Below are 22,432 nucleotides of genomic sequence, written 5' to 3'. Positions count from 1 at the left end.
TTTACCAGAGCATAAGTGGATTCAGACCCAAACGTCCAACCAGATGAAAGTCAGAAGGCCTAATGACGGTAGATGATATTGTATTGACAAGCTAAACAAGAGCAGCGATTGCTGCACTTGTTTAGCTTTTTGACTACAAATAGCGACTTCTTAAATGCTCTTGGAAAAACTGCGCATTTAGTGTCTCACCAGTGGCATGCTTCACTAACTCATCGGTTGATAACAAGCTACCTTTACTCCAAATATTGTCTGATAACCATGTAAAAATAGGGGAGAGGTTGCCACTGCGAATCACAGAGTCAACATCGACGGTCTTCTTCATTGCCGCCATAAATTGTGCCGCATACATGGCGCCAAGCGTGTAGCTTGGGAAATAGCCAAAACTGCCGTCGGTCCAGTGAATATCTTGCATACAACCGTTTCTATAATCACCAGCCGTTGAAATCCCTAAATACGCTTGCATTTTTTGGTCCCACACATCAGGTAGATCTGCCACTTCGATGGCACCCTCAATCAGTGCTTTTTCAATTTCATAGCGTAGAATAATGTGAGCAGGATAAGTGACTTCATCGGCATCTACACGTATCAACCCAGGTGAAATTTGGTTATTTAAGCGCACTAGGTTTGCAGCTGAGAGTGCCGGGTCGTTCTCGCGATGGAAATGTTGTTTTATTTTTGGCGCGAGTCGAGCGATAAAATCAGGGTGACGGGATAGCTGCATTTCAAAAAACAGGCTTTGCGATTCATGTATCCCCATAGAACGGGCTTCCCCAACGGGTAAGCCGGCCCATGCTTTAGGTAGACCTTGTTCGTAACGAGCATGTCCCGTTTCATGAATCACGCCCATTAACGTCGAAGTAAAGTCGTTTTCATCGTAACGGGTCGTAATACGGACATCGCTAGGTACACCGCCACAAAATGGGTGGACACTCGTATCTAACCGACCACGATCAAAATCGAAGCCAAGCCACCCCATAATTTCTAAGCCAAGTTGCTTTTGCTTATTAATACTAAACGGGCCTGTGGGTGTTTGTGGTAGATGAGCACCTTGATTATCGCTAGCTTGTTGAATAAGCTCAGGCAGCCAGCTTTTTATGTCATCAAATAGAGCGTCAATTTTTGTGGTAGTCATCCCCGGTTCGTAGAGGTCGAGCATTGCGTTATAGGGCGTCGTGTTAGCAATGTCTGCACGATACTGTGCTTCTTCGCGAGACAAGGAAACGACCTGTTCTAAATTGTGTTTAAAACCAGTCCAGTCATTCTCAACTCGTTGCTGACGCCAAGCATGTTCACAGCGAGACCCAGCGAGTGATTTCGCTTGCACTAAAGACTCGGGAAGTATTGTCGCTTGTTGCCAAACGCGTTTCATTTCCCGCAAACTGATCGCTTCATTTTCCGTTAGCATTTCATCGCTCGCCGCTTGAAACCATTCAGGTAAAGAGAGATCATTTAATAGTTGGTGTTGTAGCGTCGCAAGTTCAGCCATCGCATTCGCGCGAGCTTCTTGTCCACCTACTGGCATGATAGCAGCCTGATCCCAACCACAGATGGCGCCCAGGTGCTGAAAATGTGACAGCCTAACAAAATGTTGGCAAAGCTTAAGATACGACATAATACGACCCCAGAGTGACATTCTATATTGCTGAATTATAGGGCAGTTGCCGACGCTTTTGACAGATAAATCGCTATAAGTGTTAGGCTCTGCTGTGAAAAAGCAGGATAGCGCAAACGTGTAGTGTTTATTGGTGCAAAACAACGTATAATCAGCGCCCCGAACTACCAGCAAACGCTGATTTGTCTAACAAATGATGTAAAAGATGACGATGAAAGATCAAGATAACAGAAAAGAAGTACTCGAATTCAACAAGCTTCAAAAGCGTTTGCGAAGAAATGTTGGAAACGCCATCATTGATTACAACATGATTGAGGAAAATGATGTTGTAATGGCTTGCATCAGTGGGGGGAAAGACTCATTTGCGATGTTGGACATCTTGCTCAGTCTACAAAAGGCTGCGCCGATTAAATTTGATGTTGTTGCAGTTAATCTTGATCAAAAGCAGCCTGGCTTTCCTGATCATATTTTGCCAGAGTACTTTAAAACGCTAGGTATCCCTTATTATATTATTGATAAAGATACATATTCAGTAGTTAAAGAGAAAGTACCAGAAGGAAAGACGACCTGTGGTTTGTGTTCTCGTTTACGACGTGGCACCTTGTATTCATTCGCAGAAAAAATTGGTGCAACAAAAATTGCGTTAGGTCATCATTTAGATGACATCGTAGAAACACTGTTCTTAAATATGTTTCATGGCGCTCGTTTAAAAGCGATGCCACCGAAATTACGTTCTGATGATGGTCGTAATGTGGTTATTCGCCCACTGACCTATTGTCGTGAGAAAGATCTGATTAAATACGCAGAGCATAAGAATTTCCCAATTATTCCTTGTAACCTTTGTGGTTCACAAGAAAACTTGCAGCGCCAAGCTATTAAAGCAATGTTGATTGAGTGGGATAAGAAAACACCGGGCCGTGTAGAGAACATCTTTAAGTCTATTCAGAATGTCAGTCCAAGCCAGTTAGCGGATAAAGAGGCATTTGATTTTGTGAATTTGCCTCTTGATCGTGATGGTGAGCGAAAAGAGTACGAATTTAACGAAGCGACGGTATCGTCAACCAATATAGATGAATCGCTTTTTATCGATGTAACACATATATAGACAACACGCCTTATGAAAAAAGCCCTGATTTTCAGGGCTTTTTCCGTCGTAGCTCATTACATTACCCGTTACTTATGATGCCGAGGATCCAGTGGGCTAATATAGCCTTCTGGTTTCAGTGCGAGCAAATCACAATCTAACTTGTCGATAGTATGCTCAGCGGTATTGCCGATAAAAATGGCTGAGAGACCTGTGCGTCCGGTCGTGCCGAGAATAACCAATTCAGCATCTAACTCTTTTGCGACCGCTGGAATGATATCTTCAGCTAACCCTTCCTCTACTCGCGTTGATTCATCATCGATACCATGTTTTTGTCTTAGAGCTTTCATTGCCGTGAGATGATGCCCTCTAACTGCATCTGTATAAGAGGCAGGGTCAAACTCTGGTAATTCAATCGTAATGTTCACTGGTGTCGATGGGTAAGCGTTGAGTAAAATGGTTTCGCTATTCAACATGTCAGCAAAGCCCTGCGCTTCTTTCACGATTTTATCGTTTAACTGTTCGTGTGCTTCGTCCTCTGACGCAAGATTTACTGCCGCAATTATTTTGCTATTTTCTGGCCAACTGTGCTCTTTAACCATCAACACGGGGCAAGGGCACTTGCGTAATAGGTGCCAGTCAGTGGGGGTAAAAATGATGGAGCCGAGTGTGTCATGTTTGTGAGTAGCTTTAATAACTAAGTCATAATCTTGCGTTATTACCTCAACAACAATGGCTTCATAAGGACGGTTATGCCAAACCACGTTCAGTTTAATGTTCTGTCCTTTTGATACCGGCTCTTCAATCACCTCGTTAAGCCACGCTTCTCGCTGATGAATGACGCCTGTGCGCATTGCTTTCCTTTCGTCCGCAGATAACATGGAGGTCATTTCATATGAAAAGTCATAGATCGCGAGAAACAGTGTTATTTCCGTATTAGGGCAACGCTCTGATAACTGAAGTGCTCGGGAAAGTGCAGGCTGATGATCTGACGCGGGGTCAATAACTACTAAGATCTTATTAAACTTGCCCATATCTAAATCCTTACGTTAAACCGTATAGAATTACTTTAACGCAAATAATAAGATAAGGGGGAATATTAGGCCGAGTTTAGATAAGAAAAGTGACCTCACGCAAAACGTCTAGGTCACTTTTCATTATGATTGGCAACAGGTTAGTGAGACTTATTCACCGTCGCGAGAGTTACCTGCCAAACGAGCAAGTTCATCATGATCGTTAATAGTAATATATTTACCTTTCACTGATAACATCCCCGATTTCTGGAAGCGTCCTAGTAGCCGGCTGATGGTTTCAACGGTTAAACCTAAGTAGTTACCGATATCGCCTCGAGTCATTGTCAAACGGAACTCGCGTGGCGAAAAGCCTCGTTGAGAAAAGCGAGTAGAAAGGTTGTACAAAAAGGCAGCAAGACGCTCTTCTGCGTTCTTTTTCGATAGCAATAAGATCATTTCTTGGTCACCTTTGATTTCATTACTCATAAGGCGCATTATTTGCTGGCGTAGCTTGGGCATTTTTCCAGATAAATCATCTAGGATTTCAAAAGGTATTTCACAAACCATAGATGTTTCAAGAGCTTGTGCGAAGCTTGGATGCGACATATCTGTAATTGCATCAAAACCGACAAGGTCACCCGCTAAATGAAATGCGGTTATCTGTTCATCACCTTGCTCTGTGATGGTGTAACTTTTGATTGTACCAGAACGAATAGCATAGAGTGATTTTAGTTCAGTTCCTGCCTTGAAAAGCTCTTGCCCCTTTTGGATTGGCTTTTTCCTCTCAATGATTTGGTCTAGTTGATCTAACTCTGACTCATTGAGCGTAAAAGGGATACATAGCTGACTGATACTACAATCCTGACAATGGATGGCACAACCGCCCGATTGAATACGTTTGGTAGAGAGTTTGTCTGAAATCATAAGCCTGCATTACCAATTTGATTTAAGTCAAAATTTTACCACAATCAAATAGCAGATGACTATTTTTTTACAGCATTCGAACCGCGATAAAGCAAGTGTGTAAACCGTAAGCGAGTAGAAGCAGCCCCGTGACTTGCTTAAATGCTTTATTTTTCAATAGCATATGAAATTGACCCGCAGCACCGCCAATAAGAAGCATTGCTGGCAGGGTACCCATGCCAAATGCAATCATCGTCATTGCACCAGAAAAGCTATTAGCACTAACGGCGGCAAGACTAAGGGTAGAATAGACCAAACCACAAGGTAGCCACCCCCATAAAAAACCAAAAGGCAGCGCTGCAATAGGGCTATTTAACGGTAATAGTCTGCTTGCGTAAGGAGCAATAGGTTGCCAAATTTTTTGCCCTATTTGTTCAATGTAGACTAAACCTTTCCACCATTCACCAATATATAGAGCTAATAAGAGCATAAGAATTCCAGCTCCAAAGCGCAGGCTAGCTAACACCATATATGCCGATGTTAGATGAGAAATGGCTGCAATTACGCCTCCAAATAAACCACCAATTAAGCCATAAGACAGAATACGACCTACGTTATAAAACAGCAAATAGAGCCAACGCAAGCGCTGTTTATCAGGGTTTATCCCTACTGTTATTACGGAAGCGATGCCGCCACACATCCCCAGACAGTGCCCAGCACCGACTAAACCAATACTGAATGCTGCTAGCCAATCTGCATTCATCGCTTGTTTCCTTTTATTGCACTTTTATTGTCATCTGTTTTCTTTTTCTTCGGCAAATCATCGAGGAGAATAGAGTAACCTTGACGCTCAAGGTCATCGAATTGGTCAGATTTAACTGCCCATATGAAGATCGCCACAGCAACACAAACCAGCAAAATGGCGATAGGGATTAGCAGATAGAGACTTTCCATTACTTCATTAACCTCAGTGAGTTACTGACTACGATTAACGAACTAACAGACATACCGAGCACCGCAATATAGGGGGCAACAAGGCCGGATACCGCCAATGGTAAAATTACGACGTTATAACCCAGCGCCCATGATAAATTTTGTCGGATAATACGATAAGTGTGCTTAGCCACCTCTTTTGCATGCAGTAGTTTGGTTAGGTCATCGCCGAGCAAAACCAAATCTGCAGAAGACTTAGCGACGTCAGTGCCACTGCCCATAGCAACAGAAAGATGGGCTCCAGCCAGTACAGGGGCATCATTCACACCATCGCCGACCATCAGCGTGACAGCGTCACTACTGAGGGATGAAAGATAAGCTAGCTTATCACTAGGCGAATTACCACTACGCAGCTCTTTTATGCCAAGTGTTGTCGCGACTTGTTGTGCAGTGTCTGAACGATCACCAGTTAACATAGTAACGCGCATAGTATTTTGGTAAGCATTTTGTATTAGAGCAGGGCTTGATGCACGAATTGGATCGCTTAAGTGAAATCCGGCGACGACCTCATTGTCGCAACTCAGCCATACTTGTACTGATTTATCGGGCGATTCTCCTGACGAAACAAATTGCCAAGTGCCTATTTTCCAAGTTTTACCCTCTAAAATGCCATGAAGGCCATGCCCAATCCTATTGGTAGCCTCGCTAAAAATGTAGTCGGTATTTCTCCATGGCAAAAAGGCATCGGCGATGGGGTGGCTCGTAAATGACTCCAAACTGGCAGCAATCTTTAATACCGTGTTCTCATCCCAATCACCTCGCACGGTTGTGCGTACTAATTTTACTTTACCTTCAGTTAACGTACCGGTTTTATCGACAATAAGGTGGTTAACTTTACTCAGTGTTTCAATCACATGGCCTTTACGAATGAGAATGCCACATTTGCTTAATTGCGAGGTGCTACACGTTAAAGCGGTAGGGGTTGCAAGAGATAGTGCACAAGGGCAGGTGGCGACGAGTACTGAGAGCATAATCCAAAAGGCGTCATCGGGGCGATGTTGATGCCAATAAATCCATGTTGCAGCAGATATTATCAAGATAGCCATGACAAAATAGCGAGCGACGGTATCAGCGAACTTTGCCAGTTGTGGTTTAGACAATTGCGCTTCGTCTTGCAATCTGACGATGGTATTAATCATCGAATATTTTGATTCACAGCTAACTTCCAGTTCGATATTTCCAGCGCCGTTAATTGTACCAGCGAACACTTTTTCGCCAGCACATTTACTTACTGGCATCGATTCGCCACTTAGCATCGATTCATCAAATTCGGAGAAACCCGTTACGATAATGCCATCGGCTGGCACGGTTTCTCCGGGATGTAGCAATAAACGATCGCCCGTTTTAACCAGCTTGGCCAGTATCTGCTCACCACTCACTTTCCGTGCTAGGGTCGGGATCAGTTTTAATAGATTGGCACTGGCCGTTGCTGCTTGATGTCTTGCCCTCATCTCTAAAAATCGGCCTACGAGTAAAAAGAAGGTAAACATTGAAACAGACTCGAAGAAGACTTCACCGCGGCCAGTCACCGTTGCAACTAAACTGGCACCATAGGCTAACAATAAAGCCAGTGAAACTGGCACATCCATACCAAGGTGATATGCCTTAATGTTCCGCCACGCATTAAGGTAAAACGGTAAAGCAGAATAGAGTAGGACAGGGGTTGCAAAAATAAGGCTAACCCAGCGAAAATAGTATCTAAACTCAGCATCAAGATCCGAGAAGACTTCAAAGTAAAGTGCCACAGCCAGCATCATTACTTGCATTGTAGCAAGACCCGCAATACCTATACGGTAGAGGTACTGTTTTACAGAGCGCTGATAGTATAGTTCTTGCTCGTCGGCAGAAAAGGGGGCCGCATTATAGCCCAGCTGAGTAATGGATTGCAGTAACGCGCTTAACGCTACATGGTCATTATTCCATCGTATACGCGCTCGGTGAGTTGTCGTGTTGACAAGAATACTTTTAACCCCTTCAATAGACATTAATTGATTTTCAATCAACCATGCGCAAGCAGCACAAGTGACACCCTCTAGTGACAACGTCACCTCGCTAGTGTCATCGTCCTGAATAACAAAATCGTTTTGCACTTCTTGTAAATCGTAATGATGTAATTGTTTTATTTCGTCTGGAACAATATCGACTTTTTCTGCTTTTTCAGTTCGGTACTCATAGTAAGATGTAAGCCCGCTATTAACGATCGTTTCGGCTACGGCGAGGCAACCAGGACAACACATCTGCCGTTCCTTGCCTAAGATTGACAGCGAAAAATGGCTTGTTGTTGGTACTATTTCACCACAATGATAGCAGCCTACATCCATCTAGTTTCCCTCTAGTAGCCAAGCGCCCTGAATTGGCAACGTTACTTTTTTAGACAGCAACCACGACCGATCAAAAGGCTCAACTTCTATGAACCAAGGGCCGTTTATTACTGCTGTCGTATTAAATCTATATATACCGGAAGCATCCGGCGTTATTAGCAGGTCAAAATCTTGGTCAGGCAATGTACGATGGCTAAATGTGATCCGCAGAGAAGGCAAAACGGCGAGCTCACCCTGATTGAAAAGGATTTCACCTTGTTGATTCTCGAAAGTAAGCAGAGCATTAATGCCGGATTGTTGGGCAAGTTCGATGCGTGACAAATCTAAATTAACGGCTTTTCCTTTCTTGTAATAATCTTCTGCCACCAGCGATACTTTGTTCTTTGCAAAGATAGAGACTGTTGTTAAAGACCCAATAACGGCAGATGCTGGAAGGGCGATTAAAAACCAAGGCCAAAATTGCTTATACCATGCCTTCTTCATGAATAACTACTTCCCTATAAATACAAAACAAGCCCCATATTACAGGGGCTTGAAACATCTTTGTAGCGTCGCGGTCAAAGAATTTAAACTACGCATAACATTATTTTGACCTAAAGGGTGCATTTATTCTTGTGCTTGATTACTTAGCTGCCACACATAAGCAGAAATAAGATGAACTTTATCTTCGCCTAGAATATTTTCCCATGCTGGCATCACACCTTGACGACCATGTGCTATGGTCTGAATTACACTGTCACGCGAGTCGCCATATAGCCATATAGCATCGGTTAAGTCAGGCGCACCAAATGCTGGGTTGCCTTTACCATCGGTGCCATGACACGCTGCGCAGACAACAAAGCGAGTTTGACCGGCTTGAGCTTCTTTCGTGTTTACTTTTCGCCCAGAAAGGCTTAACACATAGCTTACTACTTCTTGAACGCCATCTTCACCGAACGCATCTAACCAACCAGGCATCTGCCCAATGCGACCATGCATCAGGGTTTGTTTAATCGTTTCTGCTTCACCACCGTACAACCAGGCATTGTCTGTCAAATTAGGGAAGCCTATTTGACCGCGTGCATCAGAGCCATGACACTGGGCACAGTTTTGCAAATACAGGCGCTGACCGACTTTAATCGCTTCATCATCTCGTGCTATCTCTTCGAGATGACGATAAGCACGGCCATTGTCGGCATAGGCGAGTTTTTTAAATACTGCACCAAAATAGTCGTTAGCGTTGTCCAGCTCCTTTGCATACTGATCTGGTCGCTTATCACGTTGAGCGTCTAAAACAGATTGCTTAGACTCTTCCACTGTTTGAACATTTTGGTCAGAGCTTCGCCACTCGAGTAAGCCCTTCCAAGCACCAAGACCAGGAAAGAGAAGTAGATAAATAATGGCAAAGGCGATGGTGCCCCAAAACATATATGACCACCATTTAGGTAAGGGATTATTAATTTCCCTGATCCCATCATATTCGTGGCCCATGTCTTCGCCTTCTTCTACTCCCATCGTGTCTTTAGTACACCAATAGAGTAACCCAGCCACTCCGACTAACGAAAATATCGTAATTACTGTTATCCATAAGCTCCAAAACGTCGTCATGGGCTATCCTCTCCTTGTGCTATCCGTCGAGTTGCTCATACGGTGCTGTTCTTCATCGTCGAAGATCAAGTTTGCAGCTTCCTTAAACGCTGAGTTACGTCGCTTGCTATATGCCCACAATACAATTCCGATGAAACTAACAAATAGAGTGAGCGTCCAAATACCATGAATTGTTCCGATATCCATATTTTCTCTCCCTATTGCATTGCATGGCCAAGCGACTGAAGATAAGCAATTAAGGCATCCATTTCTGTTTTACCTTTCACTTCATCTGTTGCGCCTGCAATATAGTCATCCGAGTAAAGCGGTATTGGGTTACCAGCGTCATCAACATGCCAACTTCCTTTGGTTAGCGTATTGAATATTGCCAGTTTTTTACCCGTTAATTCACCATCTAACTGATTTTCTTCTAACCAAGGAAAACCCGGCATATTAGATTCAGGCACAACAGCACGTGGGTCGATTAAATGAACGCGGTGCCAGTCGTCCGAATAACGGCCGCCAACGCGAGCCAGATCTGGCCCTGTCCGTTTTGAACCCCATAAAAATGGGTGCTCCCAAACACTTTCTCCGGCTACCGAATAATGCCCATAGCGTTCCGTTTCTGAACGAAATGGGCGAATCATTTGGCTATGGCAAACGTTACAGCCTTCACGGATATAAACGTCTCGCCCTTCCATTTCAAGCGCAGTATAACGACGTAAATTGGTCACAGGTTCTGTTGTTTGCTTTTGGAACATTAATGGAATGATCTCTACTAAGGCACCAAAGCTAATCGCAACAATGATTAAGACAGCAAGAAGACCAACGTTGCGCTCTATAATGTCATGACGATTCTTATTGTTTGTACTCATCGTTAGCTCCTTAAACCTGTTCAGCGACTTTTAAGCTGGCTTTTGGCGCTACGATCGTTTTGTATGTGTTGTAAGCCATCAACACCATACCAGCAAGGAAAATGAAGCCACCGATAAAACGAACGAGATAGAATGGGTATGACGCCTGTAGCGACTCAACGAAACTGTAGGTTAACGTACCATCGGTATTGACCGCACGCCACATTAGCCCTTGCATTACGCCTGAAATCCACATCGCAACAATATAGAGCACCGTGCCAATGGTCGAGAGCCAAAAATGAACGTTGATTAATTTAATTGAGTACATTCTTTCTTGACCCCATAGTTTGGGAACTAAGTGATAGACAGACCCAATTGATACCATTGCGACCCAACCCAATGCGCCGGAGTGAACATGACCTACGGTCCAATCGGTGTAGTGGGAAAGTGCATTAACAGTCTTGATCGACATCATTGGCCCTTCGAAAGTAGACATACCGTAGAAAGACAAAGAAACGATAAGAAAACGCAAAATAGGATCGTAGCGCAGTTTATGCCACGCACCGGACAGGGTCATGATTCCGTTTATCATGCCTCCCCATGAGGGGGCGAATAAAACAAGCGACATCACCATGCCCAATGACTGAGTCCAATCTGGAAGCGCTGTGTAGTGAAGGTGGTGCGGACCAGCCCAAATATACAAAGAAACTAAAGCCCAAAAGTGAACAATGGAGAGGCGATAAGAGTAGACAGGCCGCCCAGCCTGCTTAGGAACAAAATAGTACATCATTCCCAAGAACCCAGCGGTGAGCAGGAAACCTACGGCATTATGCCCATACCACCATTGAATCATGGCATCAACGGCACCAGAGTAGACAGAATATGATTTCGTCAGGCTTAGCGGGTAGGCCATGCTATTAACAATATGCAAGACTGCGACCGTAAGAATAAATGCGCCGAAGAACCAATTGGCTACATAGATATGAGAGGTTCGCCGTATGAACAAAGTACCGAAGAAGACGATGGCATATGAGACCCACACTAAAGCGATGGCAATATCTATTGGCCACTCAAGCTCTGCATACTCTTTACCAGAGGTCATCCCTAAAGGCAGAGTTATTGCTGCGGCTAAGATAATGGCTTGCCAACCCCAAAAGGTAAACGCAACTAACGGACCACCAAATAAACGCGTTTGGCATGTTCGCTGGACAACATAATAAGAGGTGGCAAAAAGTGCGCTGGTGCCAAAAGCGAAGATAACCGCGTTGGTGTGTAGTGGCCGTAACCGGCTATAAGTTAGCCATGGTATATCAAAGTTTAACTCCGGCCAGCGCAACTGTGCCGCAATGAGAACCCCTACCGCCATGCCTACAATTCCCCAAAGTATCGTTGCTAAGGTGAATTGACGAACCACGGTATAGTTGTAGTTTTGATCAAGCTGTGCTGTTTGATTCATTTTGCTTGCTTCCACTTTAATTTATCAACTACACAACGTTTCCCTGTTCGAAAAACTTGCACAGAACGTAAAAATGGTCAGGCTTATGCGCATGAAACAGATATAATTGAGCTGACGAGTGAGCTTTCGATACTCAACCGCACATGCACACAAACACGTAACACACTGTAACAATATGTATAATACTTGAGAACGTGAATGAGTGACACCCATAACGCCACATTCTATTTACGGATACGCAACATTTTTTAAAAAGTTTGAGCTATGTAGCAAGCAATAGGGGGAATGATGCCTGCGGAAAAATTAACCAAAGGACGGTTTATTCAAATAATCGTCATGTTATCTGTTTTATGTACAGCTTTTATTTGGCGAACATATCAACACACACAAAACCAAGGTCAAGACCAAACACGGACTATTAAGGTTAGGTGTTTGCTAGAGCAAGAAACGTGTGACACCAATCAGTTGACAGTGGCGCTTCTGCCAACCGGCGGTGAATCAGCAACAGGAATCAAGCTCGCAATTACCTTTTCCGACGACGTCGAACCGTTATCATTTTTATTCGACGATACCGTTTTAGACGCGACGAAGTTGGATAACCAGAAAAGAACGTGGCATATTTTAATTGATGATGAACCATTACCGATTGAGGTCGAAATCCAAAACATGACTGTTCATTACCGACTGACACTACAATAAGGTTAAATTTGGACGCGTTTCCCGTTAAAGCTCGCCGCGCCATTGATGATGGATAGGCACATATTCGCAATATCAATAGGCGCTGTATTTCCACTGTGATATTCCACACTGTTTATACGAAACGAGTAGCTATTTTGCAGGGCTTGAGTAGAAACAAAACTGCATAATGAATTGAGTAAAGGGTGGGATAGGGAGAAGTCGGAACTAATCGTATCTGCAACAAGAATAAGAGATTTAACTTCCTTGTTTAAATTAACGCTATTTATAAAAGAAAGTGGACTAATAAGTAGTGCTTTAGACAGGCTATCCCAATTTTCTGACTCGAACATGCTGACTTGAGAACCTTGTCCGCTCTGTGTTGAGCAGAAGAAAACAACGTGATCAAAAGGTGATAAATAGCTAGGGAGGATATTTAGCAGGTCTGAGTATGCATGAGGAGAGTGTAGGCCTGCATGTTGAAAACGTATCCGAGGCTCTGCTTCGACCAATTTATATCCAGCCTCAAGATTGCTGTCTACCACTATAGGTATATAGCCACTATCAGCTAACGCTTTCCCGCACTCGATACCTTCATGAGAAGTGCCATTTATTAAGAGTACTTTTTTTTGTTTTGTCATGACTTACAACCAAATTTTAAAAATGCGTGTTCGGTAGCGATAATTACAACAAATGACGTTCGCTAGAATAAGCGACTTCATTTATAATTGTAGTGCGAATTACAACAATATATTGATGAATACCTATGTATATAGCGACAGCCGGTTCGAATAATACTAATACACACACAGCGCTAACGGAAAGTATTGAACAGCTAAGTGCTCAAATATCACAGCCCGAAATGCTATTGGTATACTTCACCATTAGCCATGATTCAGAGCAAGTAAAGCAAGTTATTCAAGCTTCATTTCCAGATGCACAAATTTTGGGTTGTACATCATGCCAAGGTGCCATGTGTGATGCTGGATTTTATCCAGAAAATGCATTGGTGTTGTGGGCTGTTGAAGATAAAAATGGTGCTTATGGGACGGCGGTCACAAATGGCACATACAATAGTGCCTATTCAGATGCGCAGGAGTGTATTAAGTCTGCAATAGAGAGCAGTCAGCGCAAAGGAGAACTGCCAGCACTGGTTTTGTTACATGCAACACCAGGCCACGAAGAGGGGGTGATTGCCGGTATTCAGAGTATTATCGGACCGTCGGTGCCAATAGTGGGCGGGAGTGCTGCTGATAACAAGGTTAGAGGCGATTGGTCTATTTTCGCCAATGATAAATGCATTAATCATGGGATCTCTATCGCTGTTTTTTATCCTAGTTGTGAAGTAAGCCTCTCTTTTCATTCAGGCTACGCAAGCACTGGAACAAGTGCCATCGCTACGAAAGTTGAAGGAAGAGAGATTATTGAACTGGACGGTCGTCCCGCGGCTGAGCTTTATCAAGGCTGGTTAAAGAGTGTCGGCTCTGAAGCCAAATCAGATGACGACTTTTTCTCTTTAGCAAGCATGAACCCGCTGGGTCGTGTCGCGGGCGAAATTAACGGTACTGCTTACTTCAAGCTATCCCATCCTTATGGAGTAACACCGCGACAAGGAATTAAGCTTTTTTCCTATATAGAGCAAAGTGATAGAGTTTATTTCATGGCGGGCACCCGGGAGCGTTTAATTAAACGTGCTGGTCGGGTAATTGATTCAGCAATGGAGCTAAGTTCGCAGCAATACATCAACCCTATTGGCGGTATTGCAATATATTGTGCTGGATGCATGCTTCAGGTGAAAGAAAGCATGCCCGACGTGCGGGGTTTTATGTACAATGCCATGCATCAGAAACCATTTAGTTGCGCTTTCACCTACGGAGAGCAAGGACAGTTTCTTGGAGGCGAGAACGCTCACGGAAACTTGATGATTTCAGCTGTTCTATTTTACTCTGAAACTGTAAGCGCATCATAGTCGTTGACTACCCACATGAGACCAGATGGATACTTATTTTAATTCCGAAAAGCTGCAAGAGACTTTAGTTGAACTGCACCGTAGTCAGCAAAGGGAAAAACGACTAAAAGATGAAAATACCGCAATTCTTGCAGGTATTGCTGCTATGGCAGAAGCCAATGATAAATTGCAAGTATTTAACAGTTTATTGGAGGTCATTGGTCGTTATGTGAACTTCGAAACTGCACTGGTGCTAAGCCGAGAGAGTGGGTTTCAGACGTTTAGCGAATTAGTGTCAACAAACGCGGTGTTTTCTGATATTGAGTGGCGCGCGGGAGAGTTGTTTGACCGAGCCACAAACGGTGCATCAATTGCTTTGTATAACCCGGCGCTAACCTCTGAGTTTAGTGTGCTGCCTGCGCACTTACAGTCTTATGTGAGTTCAGCCTTGCTCACTGGTGTTACTGTTAGCTCTGGAGATGCGGTTCTTATTTTTGCCCACAGTAAACCGAATGCGTTTACCGCAGGATGCCGAAAAGTTATTGAGCGGTTCAGGCCGCTTCTCGAACGAACAATTATCGATATCGATTATCGTGAGCGACTGCAAGCTTTAGTTACGGCACGAACACAAGAACTCATTAAGAGTCGCTTACGATTTAAAGATTTTGCGCGTACCGCGGGTGACTGGTTTTGGGAAGTGGATACAAACTACAGCTTTACTTATTTATCCACACCAAATGTAGAAACGCGTAGAGTTAGTAATACTGGGCTTTTTGACATCATCAGTGGCGAGAACAAAAAGCGAGCGCTGCAAGCAATTCTTGCTAGTGTCAGCGCATTTGATGAATTTGAATGCCAACTGGTACAAGATGATGGCTCACGCTGGTTCGCATTAAGCGGAAAGCCTTTTTACGATAGTAACGGGTACCTACTAGGCTTTCGAGGTATTGCCAAAGACATTACCTCAAGACGGCAACATATTGAAGAGATAACGAAAGCACGCTTACAGGCTGATTTAGCTAACAATGCTAAATCGCAATTTCTTGCTATGATGAGTCATGAAATACGCACGCCATTGAATGGAGTGATGGGGCTAATGGACGTGTTAATGGACTCGACACTGACGAATGAGCAAACCTCATGGCTTAAACAGATGGACCAATCTGCGCACCTCTTACTTAATATTATTAACGATATTCTAGACCTATCAAAAATTGAAGCTGGGAATATCGAAATATACTTAGAGCCAATGAACTTAAGGGAGTGTATCAGCTTTATTTCAGGCCACCTTAAACCACAGGCCGAGAAAAAAGGGCTCATTTTTGACGTATTTGTCTCTGATGACACACCTGACTGGATTGTTGGTGATAAAAATCGCTTTAGCCAAATATTATTTAATTTGGTGGGTAATGCGATTAAATTTACCGAACAAGGCCATATTTCTGTCAATGTAACCGCAGAACTCGATGAGTTAAACATTACAATTTCGGATACCGGTATCGGTATCGCCGAAGAGTCACAACAACATCTATTTAATCCATTTGTACAGGCAGACGGTTCAATTACACGAAAGTACGGTGGAACGGGGCTTGGCTTAGCGATTAGCCAACTGCTTATTGAAAAGCTTAATGGGTGCATCGAACTTCAAAGTAAGCTAGGTGTAGGAAGTCGTTTTACTATTACTATGCCTATCGAGCGATGTTCATCGCCATGTGCCGTGATTGAGGCCCAACAGTTAAAACAGAAAGCCTCTCTATCGGTTTTGGTGGTAGAAGACAGTAAAGCAAACCAAATGATCGCGAAACTGATGCTTCAAAAGCAAGGCCATAAAGTTGAAGTGGCTGAACATGGCGAGAAAGCGGTCGAAATGGTACTGCAACAGAACAAAAATTTCGATGTGATCTTAATGGATGTCTCTATGCCAGTCATGGACGGCTATCAAGCCACAACGTTGTTGCGTCAAGGCGGTATTACAACGCCAATTATCGCAACAACGGCCAATGTAATGGAATCAGATCGTGCTGCTTGTATTGAATGTGGAATGACCGACTTTTTGGCCAAGCCAATTAGAGCTAGTGCAATGAGCCAAATGCTACAGAAGTATCAAACACCAACAAAACAATAGTGGGAATATAATGGAAAAGTGTGGCCAGTGCAGACAGTTTATTAAGAATAAAGGCAACCTATCTGATTTATGTGGCGCTTGGTCGCAACCAACCGAGGCAAATCGTCAAGCATGTGAGTTCTTTATCGCAAAAAAGGCTCTTCGTCGTACTGAATAATTCAAAGGTGTTGACACTTTTTGCTTTAAGCTTGAATCTGAAATTAATAATTGTCCGTATTTATTAGCAGGTAAGAGTCGTGCTTACTTGCGCTGCGGTAGCCATGGTTTTAAATGTCCCACAGTCATTTCTGTTGGCGAACTTAATAAGTGCTGTCATTCGTGGCTTGCTATACCTTAAGGCTATTTTAGAGACCGCATTTATTCATTATATTAAAAGGGAGTATACTAATAATGGTAAAACACTGGATATCATGTTGTCTCTTTTTTTTGGCATTTCCTGCTGCGTCGGCAGAGGAAACGGTTTTGGTTCCAGTCACCCTCGATAATCAACCCGTTAAATTAGAATTCATAATACATAAGCCGAAACAAGCCCTATCACCACTACCCACAGTGGTACTTAATCATGGTTCAACAGGTTATGGTCGAGATCCGTATCTCTTCACGTCTAAGGTTAACTATTTTGAAGCACTGGTCGACTACTTTCTTGCTAAGAATTGGGCAGTGGTTATACCGATGCGAAGAGGGCGAGGTCGTTCAGAAGGGATGTATGATGAAGGTTTTTCTGAAGACCGCGAACAAGGTTATACCTGCAACCAGGACCTATCATTAGCCGGTGCAGAGAGAGCGTTGAGCGATATAGATGCAGCAATAGATGTGATTCGAGCTATGCCGTTTGTAGATGCCCAGCATGTTGTTATTGGCGGTATCTCACGTGGAGGCATTTTAAGTATTGCATACGCGGGAAGGCATCCAGAGAAAGTAAAAGGCGTACTTAACTTTGTTGGTGGATGGATATCAGAGAACTGCTATAGCGCAGAAACTATAAATGGCAGCTTGTCTCGGATGGGGGCAAAGTATACTGCTCCGTCGTTATGGCTGTACGGTCGAAATGACTCATTTTATTCATTAGGGCATTCAAGACAAAATTATGACGCGTTTCTTTCTGCTGGCGGGCAGGGCAGTTTTAAAGCCTTTGATTTAGGAAGCGTGAACGGTCATCTGCTAGGTGATTACCCCGATAAATGGCAAGAAACCTTAGATAGTTACCTGATTGATAATAAATTAATCATCGGAAAATAAGTAATAACATAGCAAAGCAATGAGAAATTACATCGCAATAGCTCTCGTCATTGGTACGATATTCGTCATTGTGTTCGGGAGTAAATTCGATCTATTTGGTCGTAATAACACGGGCACTTTTCCGCAACTGCCAGAATCACCCGTTTTTAACGTTACCACCCGATTTGATGGGCTGTGGGAGGGTAGGCGTATCAACATGACTGAAAGCAGCCTATGCAAACGTACGACGATCACCGGAAGTATTGAAGACGGTAAAGCGCTTATTACTCTTACATACAACAACAGTCAGCTACAAGGGTGGGTGTCGGAAAAGGGTGAATTGGTACTATATGCGAACCATCGTCTTTGGGACTATCGTTTCTCTGCGATTGCCAACAATAACCAGATAGTAGGAAGCTGGCACATTACTAACGGCCCATGCCGAGGAACTTGGTATCTAGAAAGAGTGTCTTGAACAGAGCGGTAGTTAATACTCTTTTTTAAACGAGCGCCCCGTAACAACGAGGCGCTGATAAAATATTTACACTAAACGCGTAGCGGTGCCATTAAAGACTCTAATCCTTCGGCTTGCTGATTCAATTGTTCTATCTCTTGAGAAGACGCAGCAATCAGTGCTCCAATATGCGTTGCCTGCTGTTTAACTTGCTCGACGCTAGAAGCGATATCATCAGCGACGGTTCCTTGCTGCTTAGCAGCTGTGGCAATTTCTATGCTTCTATCGGCGATGTATTGATTTTTTTCTGCGATATCTGATATTTCCTGTCCCACCGCCGAAATTAGTGACTCGCTGCCTTCGGCACATTGCACGGTTTTATCCATCACAGCCAGCAACGATTTGCTGTCATTTTGCAGTGCTTCAATCATCTGCTGAATTTCAACGGTTGCATCTTGCGTTCGGCCTGCAAGCGTCCGCACTTCGTCTGCAACTACAGCAAAACCGCGCCCTTGTTCTCCTGCTCGTGCCGCTTCGATAGCTGCATTTAACGCGAGTAAATTGGTTTGCTCGGAGATACCGTTGATGGTCGCTACCACTTCATCAATTCGTGATGCATTTTGATCGAGGTTTGTTACTGCGCGAGAAGCGAGGTTAATATCTGAACTCAACTGCTGAATCGCAGATTGCGTCTCACCGACCTTATTTCTGCCACTCACTGTCATCTCGTGCGCTGCTTTCGTATCGGTTGATGTGGTTGATGCATGCTGAGCGACTTGGTGAATTGACGAAGCCATCTCTTCGGACGCGCTACCAAGTGAGTCTAAATGTTGACATTGGGTATCCGTCATCTGTTCTGAATTCAAGCTATTCTGCTTTAGCTGACTACTTAATTGCTGAATAAGCGCAGTAGTTTTTTGGCTGGCTTGTACCAGTTTTTGTTCTCGTTCTGCAACGCGATCAATCGTGACTGCGATGGTGCTGAACTCATCATTTACTGGAATAAAATTTAGCCGGCTGACTAAATCTCCATCAACAAGTCTCTGTAGCGCCTGATGTGTAACGTACATCGCACCACCGATAAAAGTCATAATGTAGTACAAGATTAAAAAAATCATGCATAGGGTTAGCAACGAAATAATCATCGAGCTGGTCTTAAGATAACCCAATAGATGTGATGTTGGCTGCGATGAAATATAGAAGCCATTAACAGCGCGTTGGTTTTCACCTGGTCCTACTGAAACGGCACTGGACGACAGCAGTTGGCGTGCTTCTTGTTCTGTTGTTTGCTGTACTTCAAATACCGTTGCAATGGTGTCTATCTGGCTAGTGACCAACGCATCGCGTTGATAGCTCGCGGCGCTGAATAGGATGTATGCTGTTACCAAGATACCGATAATCGGCAGTGTGAGGAGCAAATAAAATTTTTGCTGAAAATTTAGATGAATGAGATATCGATCGATCCATCGAAAGCTGACTTCTTTCATAACCATATTCCACGATTTTTTTAAATATATGTATACGCATTAGTAATACGCATGCCGATTCTAACGTTAATTAACTTGATTGTGTAACGCGCATTTGGGCGTACGTCACATAAATGTGTAAGAGAATGGAAACAGTCTGTTTAGTTATCATCACTGATAGAGAGGAGAGAAAATTTTGACGAGACGCTTCGACATTATTGGCGCACCACTTAACCAATTGGGCCGCATTTGTACCAAAGAAAGTACGGTTAATGCGCTCCGACAATTAGACCGCTCAACGTGGCTTGGATTGTCTGAATGGATTGATGTAAGGAACAGCCGTTGGCACGCCGATATTACAGATGTCGGTGATGTGGGTATAACGAAAGAAGTACAGCAGCTACTAGACAACGAAGAAAAAGATCAAGCCCTACGTCAATATGCCAATGAACTAAAGCATGAACTATTAAGCAGCTACCGTAACGGACGTATACCCGTTACTCTGGGTGGTGATCATTCCATCGCAGTGGGAACATTGCAAGCGGTGCTGGAGTACCATCAAAAAGAGCGGGGTAAGAAAGTGGCGGTCATTTGGGTCGACGCCCACGCGGATTGCAATACTAGCTTAGTCAGCAACTTACACGGCAAGCCGTTAGCGATAATGATGAACAAATATCCGCACAACGGTTGGCAAATTCCCGTAAACAATTGCCTTAACCCGCAAGACATTTACTATGTTGGCGTACGAGATTTAATGCGCAATGAATTTGATCTCATCCAAGAGAACGGAATTACCAATTACGACTTTCCCTATATTGAACAGCGGGGTTTTAATCAAGCGGTGGATGATTTAATGACCAAGTTAGAGCTGGAGTATGATCATATCTATCTCTCGTTTGATTATGATGTATTAGATGGCAGCATATTCAGGGCTTGCGCAACGCCCAACGTTGGCGGCTTAACAGCAAGAGAAGCGCTTCACTTGGTGCGTACTATTGCAGCCAGTAACAAATTTATTGGTGCTGAGTTTGTCGAATATCTACCTGCATTAGACAAAAAGGGCATATCTAAAGAGCTCATGATAAAGTTGATTGATGCAGTGTGGGGCTTTTATCAATAACCAATATCGGACCCGCGAGAAAGAGGGTGTTACATGTCGGGAATCAATCAGTTAGATGAAATGCTACGCGCTTTGCTACCCACGCTACAACAAGGGGAATATGTATTTTGTACCGTAACAGGGGAGTTAACTCAGTATTTGCATCTAAATCCTATCGCTAGCTTTATTGAAGCGGAAGGGCTGACGCTGGTCCTACATAAGGAGATCGCAAGCGATGCGAACTTGCATTACGATGGTGTATTTAAGCAAATTACACTGTCAGTTCACTCTAGCCTTAATGCGGTTGGTTTAACGGCGGCAGTTTCTAGCAAACTAGCATCAAAGCAGATCAGTGCCAATGTCATTGCTGCGTATTACCATGATCATATTTTTGTTCCAATCGATAACGCAGAGTTAGCATTAGCGACATTGACTGAATTAATGGATTAACACTGTGCAATGCATAAAAAATGCGACTTACTCATTAAGGTATGACTATAAATGAGTAAGTCGCCAAATTTTGCAAGGGAATACAATATTAAAGGTAGTCGTTATTCTCAGATTGTCCTTACGACATTGGTCTAATATTAATATTCTTTCGCGATTGCTCGTTGAACCGCCTTGGCTGCATGTATCTCAGTTGTATCGTATAACGGTACTTGAGTGTATTGTTGCTGGATAAGTAGGGCGATTTCAGTACACCCAAGTATCACCGCTTCAGCACCTTGTTCATGTAACCGCTCGACAATACTCAAATACGCGTCTCTTGATTCGACGCGAATAATTCCTTGGCACAATTCATCATAAATGATGTCGTGAATAATGGTCTGATCATCGGTAGTGGGGACAACCACATTGATATCAAACTTCTCAACTAAGCGGCCTTTATAGAAATCCTGTTCCATTGTGAATCGTGTCCCCAGTAGCCCGACATTTTTAACACCGTCGGCAAGCAACTTTTCGGCTGTCGCATCAGCAATATGCAAGATGGGAATGGATATTTCAGCTTCAATCTCCGGTACGACCTTATGCATTGTGTTGGTACAAATGAGCAAAAAATCGGCGCCGCCAGCTTCAACTGACTTAGCAGCATTCGCTAAAATCTGTGCTGTTTCATTCCATTCTCCTGCATGCTGTAACTTTTCGATTTCGTTGAAATCGACGCTATACAAACAAATTTTGGCAGAATGTAAACCACCAAGTTCAGACTTAACCGCTTCATTGATTGCTTTATAATAGCTAGCGGTTGATTCCCAGCTCATGCCACCTAGCATGCCAATTGTTTTCATCTTATACTCCGCAACTCAAATTTATTCTTAATCAATAATTTACATACTCCATTATTATCACTTCGCACTAATCATTTCCAACATTTAGCCATGTTTCAAGCTAGACAATTATTGTCTATAGGACTAACACCATTTGTTTATCCCATTTTAAAATGTCAGTGAGTTTTCCCAGTTAAAACTGTCTCTTTTTAAGGTAGTTCATCATTGCTAATAAGTGGCTGTGGAGTAGGGATGTCATGGCTTTTTCCTGTTGCTGGCTTTGAATTGTTCCGAGTGAATGAGTACCGGGTTGATGGCTTCGAGCTGCCTGATAGCCCGCTGCTGGGCCGTGCGTTTCGGGGCTTTCTTGCTGCGGA

General features: G+C 43.5%; 22 protein-coding genes. 8 read left to right on the top strand and 14 right to left on the bottom strand.

Annotated features, from left to right (window positions below):
• Positions 1-133: 133 nt before the first annotated feature.
• Positions 134-1,615, bottom strand: a complete 1,482-nt coding sequence (locus ACKLNH_RS17420) for a carboxypeptidase M32 (protein ID WP_413113580.1) — start codon at positions 1,613-1,615, stop codon at positions 134-136.
• Positions 1,616-1,823: 208 nt separating this feature from the next.
• Between ACKLNH_RS17420 and ttcA the strand changes: the two genes are divergently transcribed.
• A complete protein-coding gene (ttcA, locus tag ACKLNH_RS17415) occupies positions 1,824-2,717 on the top strand; it encodes a tRNA 2-thiocytidine(32) synthetase TtcA (RefSeq protein ID WP_413113579.1) in 894 nt (297 codons plus the stop codon).
• 68 nt (positions 2,718-2,785) lie between these two features.
• Here ttcA and uspE read toward each other — a convergent pair whose 3' ends face one another.
• The 10 genes from uspE to ccoN all read right to left on the bottom strand — a co-directional run bounded on the left by uspE (position 2,786) and on the right by ccoN (position 11,802).
• On the bottom strand, positions 2,786-3,730 hold the full coding sequence (uspE, locus tag ACKLNH_RS17410; protein WP_413113536.1) for a universal stress protein UspE: 945 nt from the start codon (positions 3,728-3,730) through the stop codon (positions 2,786-2,788).
• A 150-nt stretch (positions 3,731-3,880) separates the two neighbouring features.
• Entirely contained in the window at positions 3,881-4,633 is a 753-nt protein-coding gene (gene fnr, locus ACKLNH_RS17405; protein WP_413113535.1) for a fumarate/nitrate reduction transcriptional regulator Fnr, read from the bottom strand.
• Between the two features lie 67 nt (positions 4,634-4,700).
• Positions 4,701-5,375, bottom strand: a complete 675-nt coding sequence (locus tag ACKLNH_RS17400) for a sulfite exporter TauE/SafE family protein (RefSeq protein WP_413113534.1) — start codon at positions 5,373-5,375, stop codon at positions 4,701-4,703.
• Positions 5,372-5,566 carry a cbb3-type cytochrome oxidase assembly protein CcoS gene (gene ccoS / locus ACKLNH_RS17395; protein WP_413113533.1) on the bottom strand — a complete coding sequence of 65 codons (195 nt, stop codon included), beginning with the start codon at positions 5,564-5,566 and terminating at the stop codon, positions 5,372-5,374. The genes ACKLNH_RS17400 and ccoS overlap by 4 nt, the downstream gene beginning before the upstream one ends.
• Positions 5,566-7,926, bottom strand: a complete 2,361-nt coding sequence (locus tag ACKLNH_RS17390) for a heavy metal translocating P-type ATPase (protein WP_413113532.1) — start codon at positions 7,924-7,926, stop codon at positions 5,566-5,568. The genes ccoS and ACKLNH_RS17390 overlap by 1 nt, the downstream gene beginning before the upstream one ends.
• Positions 7,927-8,409, bottom strand: a complete 483-nt coding sequence (locus ACKLNH_RS17385) for a FixH family protein (protein WP_413113531.1) — start codon at positions 8,407-8,409, stop codon at positions 7,927-7,929.
• 123 nt (positions 8,410-8,532) lie between these two features.
• Complete coding sequence (gene ccoP / locus ACKLNH_RS17380; RefSeq protein WP_413113530.1) at positions 8,533-9,513, bottom strand: cytochrome-c oxidase, cbb3-type subunit III; 981 nt, start codon at positions 9,511-9,513, stop codon at positions 8,533-8,535.
• A gap of 3 nt (positions 9,514-9,516) precedes the next feature.
• Positions 9,517-9,699, bottom strand: a complete 183-nt coding sequence (locus ACKLNH_RS17375) for a cbb3-type cytochrome oxidase subunit 3 (RefSeq protein ID WP_413113529.1) — start codon at positions 9,697-9,699, stop codon at positions 9,517-9,519.
• Between the two features lie 11 nt (positions 9,700-9,710).
• Positions 9,711-10,367: a cytochrome-c oxidase, cbb3-type subunit II gene (ccoO, locus tag ACKLNH_RS17370; RefSeq protein ID WP_413113528.1), complete on the bottom strand. Its 657-nt coding sequence runs from the start codon at positions 10,365-10,367 to the stop codon at positions 9,711-9,713.
• Between the two features lie 10 nt (positions 10,368-10,377).
• On the bottom strand, positions 10,378-11,802 hold the full coding sequence (gene ccoN / locus ACKLNH_RS17365; protein WP_413113527.1) for a cytochrome-c oxidase, cbb3-type subunit I: 1,425 nt from the start codon (positions 11,800-11,802) through the stop codon (positions 10,378-10,380).
• A gap of 432 nt (positions 11,803-12,234) precedes the next feature.
• On the opposite strand from ccoN, the gene ACKLNH_RS17360 reads away from it, so the two are divergent.
• Positions 12,235-12,501, top strand: a complete 267-nt coding sequence (locus tag ACKLNH_RS17360; RefSeq protein WP_413113526.1) for a hypothetical protein — start codon at positions 12,235-12,237, stop codon at positions 12,499-12,501.
• A 2-nt stretch (positions 12,502-12,503) separates the two neighbouring features.
• Here ACKLNH_RS17360 and ACKLNH_RS17355 read toward each other — a convergent pair whose 3' ends face one another.
• Complete coding sequence (locus ACKLNH_RS17355) at positions 12,504-13,118, bottom strand: hypothetical protein (protein ID WP_413113525.1); 615 nt, start codon at positions 13,116-13,118, stop codon at positions 12,504-12,506.
• 125 nt (positions 13,119-13,243) lie between these two features.
• Here ACKLNH_RS17355 and ACKLNH_RS17350 point away from each other — a divergent pair, with 125 nt between their 5' ends.
• From ACKLNH_RS17350 to ACKLNH_RS17335, 4 genes are all read left to right on the top strand, one after another.
• Positions 13,244-14,446 carry an FIST signal transduction protein gene (locus ACKLNH_RS17350; protein ID WP_413113524.1) on the top strand — a complete coding sequence of 401 codons (1,203 nt, stop codon included), beginning with the start codon at positions 13,244-13,246 and terminating at the stop codon, positions 14,444-14,446.
• Positions 14,447-14,471: 25 nt separating this feature from the next.
• Positions 14,472-16,550 (top strand): hybrid sensor histidine kinase/response regulator, encoded by a 2,079-nt coding sequence (locus tag ACKLNH_RS17345; protein ID WP_413113523.1) that lies wholly within the window; start codon positions 14,472-14,474, stop codon positions 16,548-16,550.
• Between the two features lie 390 nt (positions 16,551-16,940).
• Positions 16,941-17,789, top strand: coding sequence for an alpha/beta hydrolase family protein (locus tag ACKLNH_RS17340; protein WP_413113522.1), 849 nt, complete (start codon positions 16,941-16,943; stop codon positions 17,787-17,789).
• Positions 17,790-17,808: 19 nt separating this feature from the next.
• Entirely contained in the window at positions 17,809-18,243 is a 435-nt protein-coding gene (locus ACKLNH_RS17335) for a hypothetical protein (RefSeq protein ID WP_413113521.1), read from the top strand.
• Positions 18,244-18,314: 71 nt separating this feature from the next.
• Here ACKLNH_RS17335 and ACKLNH_RS17330 read toward each other — a convergent pair whose 3' ends face one another.
• Positions 18,315-19,709 carry a methyl-accepting chemotaxis protein gene (locus tag ACKLNH_RS17330; RefSeq protein WP_413113520.1) on the bottom strand — a complete coding sequence of 465 codons (1,395 nt, stop codon included), beginning with the start codon at positions 19,707-19,709 and terminating at the stop codon, positions 18,315-18,317.
• A 175-nt stretch (positions 19,710-19,884) separates the two neighbouring features.
• Between ACKLNH_RS17330 and ACKLNH_RS17325 the strand changes: the two genes are divergently transcribed.
• Together ACKLNH_RS17325 and ACKLNH_RS17320 are read left to right on the top strand one after the other, a co-directional pair.
• Positions 19,885-20,808 carry an arginase family protein gene (locus tag ACKLNH_RS17325; RefSeq protein ID WP_413113519.1) on the top strand — a complete coding sequence of 308 codons (924 nt, stop codon included), beginning with the start codon at positions 19,885-19,887 and terminating at the stop codon, positions 20,806-20,808.
• A 33-nt stretch (positions 20,809-20,841) separates the two neighbouring features.
• On the top strand, positions 20,842-21,237 hold the full coding sequence (locus tag ACKLNH_RS17320; protein ID WP_413113518.1) for an ACT domain-containing protein: 396 nt from the start codon (positions 20,842-20,844) through the stop codon (positions 21,235-21,237).
• A 137-nt stretch (positions 21,238-21,374) separates the two neighbouring features.
• Here the strand turns inward: ACKLNH_RS17320 and ACKLNH_RS17315 are convergent, their stop codons facing one another.
• Positions 21,375-22,076: an aspartate/glutamate racemase family protein gene (locus ACKLNH_RS17315; RefSeq protein WP_413113517.1), complete on the bottom strand. Its 702-nt coding sequence runs from the start codon at positions 22,074-22,076 to the stop codon at positions 21,375-21,377.
• Positions 22,077-22,432: the final 356 nt, after the last annotated feature.

Source organism: Thaumasiovibrio clandestinus (assembly GCF_047250365.1).
GTDB lineage: Bacteria > Pseudomonadota > Gammaproteobacteria > Enterobacterales > Vibrionaceae > Thaumasiovibrio.
This window is presented reverse-complemented; position numbering and strand designations above follow the sequence as displayed.